This window comes from Mycobacterium sp. ABE4_509 (genome assembly GCF_056160785.1).
Genome location: NZ_JBSWXU010000320.1, coordinates 1 through 868, shown reverse-complemented (window position 1 = coordinate 868; position 868 = coordinate 1). Strand labels below are relative to the sequence as shown.

Sequence of the window (868 nt, the reverse complement as noted above, 5' to 3'; positions counted from 1 at the left end):
CCGCGGCGCGGCGCACCACCCGGGCCAGCCGGGGAGCGAAGACCGCCAGCGGTGCCGCCAGCAGGACAGCGGTCGGGCTGATCGGCACCGTCACCGCGGCGACCAGAATCGCGCCGGCAACACCGGCCGGGGAGCGGGCCCGCCACGCCAGCGCCAGCACCGCGGACAGTCCGAGCGCAACGTAGCTTTCCGGGCGCACGCCCAGGTTGAACGGCAGCCACGCGGCCAGCAGCAGCACTGCGGCCACGGCACGCACCCAGCCGAGCCGCGCGCAGGCCGGGATCGCCGCGCCCAGGATGCCGCGGCTGAGCACCAGCCAGGTCGCCACCCCGAGCAGCGTGCTCGGCAACCGCAGCCACAACGGTGCCAGGCTGACCTCGGTGAGTGGAGCCAGCAGCTGCTGGCTCAGCGCGAACGGCACCTCCGGCGCGTTCCACCACCGGTAGTAGTTGCCCGCCTCACCGGTGACGGCCAGGTTGCGGGCGATGGTGGCCGCCCAGCCGTCGTCGACGGCCAGCGGACCGATCACCGCCCAGCCGGCCAGGATCGCCACCACGGCGGCGTCGATCCACCACAGCCGGCCCGGCCGGGGCGACCGCGGCCGGCGCCGCCGCCAGCCAAGCAGCCACAGCGCGACGACGACCGCGCCGACCTGCACGGCGAGCAGCGCCAGCTTGAGTGCGGTGGGGCTGGTCGCGAACGGGGTGACGACCCGGATCGTCACCGTCATGCCGGCCGGGTCGGGCAGGTCGGTGCGGAAGCCGAACACCTTCGGTACCGGCCCCTCGGCCCGGGTGGTGAGGCCGTCGCCGCCGGTGATCGTCCACCCCGCCGCACCGGCGTGCAGCACCGCCACGCACCCGGCGGC

1 protein-coding gene is annotated in these 868 nt (G+C 75.9%); it reads right to left on the bottom strand.

Going from position 1 to position 868, the window contains the following annotated elements; genetic code table 11:
• Positions 1–868, bottom strand: an 868-nt coding sequence (locus ACXAID_RS28265; RefSeq protein ID WP_475025457.1) for an arabinosyltransferase domain-containing protein, incomplete at both ends; no start/stop codon positions are given.